The 1,701-nt window shown below is 55.1% G+C and carries 1 protein-coding gene; it reads right to left on the bottom strand.

The annotated features are described in order from the left end of the window. Positions 1-118: 118 nt before the first annotated feature. On the bottom strand, positions 119-1,582 hold the full coding sequence (locus NQ018_RS11190; protein ID WP_257061009.1) for an integrase core domain-containing protein: 1,464 nt from the start codon (positions 1,580-1,582) through the stop codon (positions 119-121). Positions 1,583-1,701: the final 119 nt, after the last annotated feature.

Genomic DNA, 1,701 nt, shown 5'->3' with positions numbered 1-1,701 from the left:
TGTTATGTCCATGGGGTTTTTGGGCACGGAGTCCATAGACTTGTTGGACAGGGAGTCTAGCTTCTTGTTGGACGGGGAGTCCAAGGGGTTTGTGGACAGGTTTTAGGCGCTGGGTGGTCTACGGCTTTTTGCGTCGTGTGGGCCGCGGTCGCGACAGGATCGGTTTGATCTCCGGTGGGCGGCGGTGCCACATCCCTTCGACGTGTCCGATGTTGATCTGGCCTCCGGCCGGTCGGTGCAACAAGGTAATAGGAAGTGGAAAGGAGAATAAAAGCTCGCCGTCATGCGCGGTGAAAAACTCTGCATGATTGTTGCTGACTTGGCTGTAGATCAATCTGTTTTTCCATCGAGTACCGACGTACAAGCGGTATTTGAGGATGGTGACAACACCACTGCGGTTGATCCAGAGTTCGTCGGGGATGTCCCAGCTGTTACTTGACGCTGAGGTGATGGCAGCTACGCTTAAGTCATCGATAGGGTGTGAATCTTGGTGGATTGGCTCACTATCGTGGTTATGCGCCTTGGGTGAAGCTGCAACTTTGTCCAAGGCGTTTTCTCTTCCAGTGGGAAAACCACCGTGCATGCTGTGGTAGTACGTGGCGATTTTGGCCCACAAAACATCTGGATCAACAGGCTGTGTGGGAGCGGTAGCGTGGTCAAGGATCTCACGGGCTGTTGCCGGGGTGATGTGCATTTTGCCGTGGTTGAGGCCTTGGTGGCGCCGCTTGGTGTTGTAGTAGGTGCGATACTCCACGAGCAGCTGTTGGACTTGTCCGAGTGTTGTCGGTGTGCGCGCATCGAGATACCGGATGATCGTTTGATGGGATCGTTCGTCTTTACCTTGGGTTTGTGGGGCGAATCCGGCAATAGACCACACGCCCAAACCCGCCAGCCATCGTTCGGTGTCCGATAGTCGACCCCGGTGATAGGTGGCGAAGGCCTCACCGTTATCGGATAACACCTCCTGGGGGCGGCCATAGCTGTCGATTGCGGCAGCCAAGGTAGCGCGGGCATCAACTCCGTTTTCGGGCGCGCTGAATGCTTGCGATCCGAGGTCGAAACGACTGGCGTCATCGATGAGCTGGTAGATCGTGATGTGGGTGTGCGCAGTGTCGAATAAGCGGTAGACGAAGCCATCAATCTGCCACAACTCGTTGACCTTTGCGCGGGCAAACCGTTTGTATGAGCTTCTGGGGCGCTTGCGGGCATTCTCGTCGACAACACCGGCTTCGTGAAGCCACAAAGCAATCGTCGAGCGCTGCGGAGGGTTCTCCATCCGCAGGTCATCTAGCAAGTAATAGTAGATCGACCATGGCCCATAGTCGCGGCCAGTTTCTTTCAGTACTTCGCGGGCCTGGATGACGTGTTGGCGTAGCGAGACATCGAACTTTCGGGCAGGATTTTTCGGTGCTGTGGAATCCGGGATGATTCCTGCCCGGCCGCGTTCGGCGATGCGATGTTTGATGTTGTTGTAGGTCTGCCGGGACACGCCGATTTCCTTGCAGAACTTTGTGATGGTCTTGCCGTCACGGACGGGATCGAAATCTGCGATCTTCTTACGGATATGGGTTGGAATAGCCATCTGCATATTCCACCCGAACCACGTCCAAAAAGCTGTTAGACATCACGTCCACAAACCCCATGGACTCCCCGTCCAAAAACTAACTGGACTCCGTGTCCAAAAAGTCCCTAGACAGGACA

It is taken from the genome of Corynebacterium kozikiae, from assembly GCF_024580965.1.
Lineage (GTDB): Bacteria > Actinomycetota > Actinomycetes > Mycobacteriales > Mycobacteriaceae > Corynebacterium > Corynebacterium kozikiae.
The sequence above is the reverse complement of the archived record's forward strand: the minus strand, read 5'-3'. Positions and strand labels throughout refer to the sequence as shown.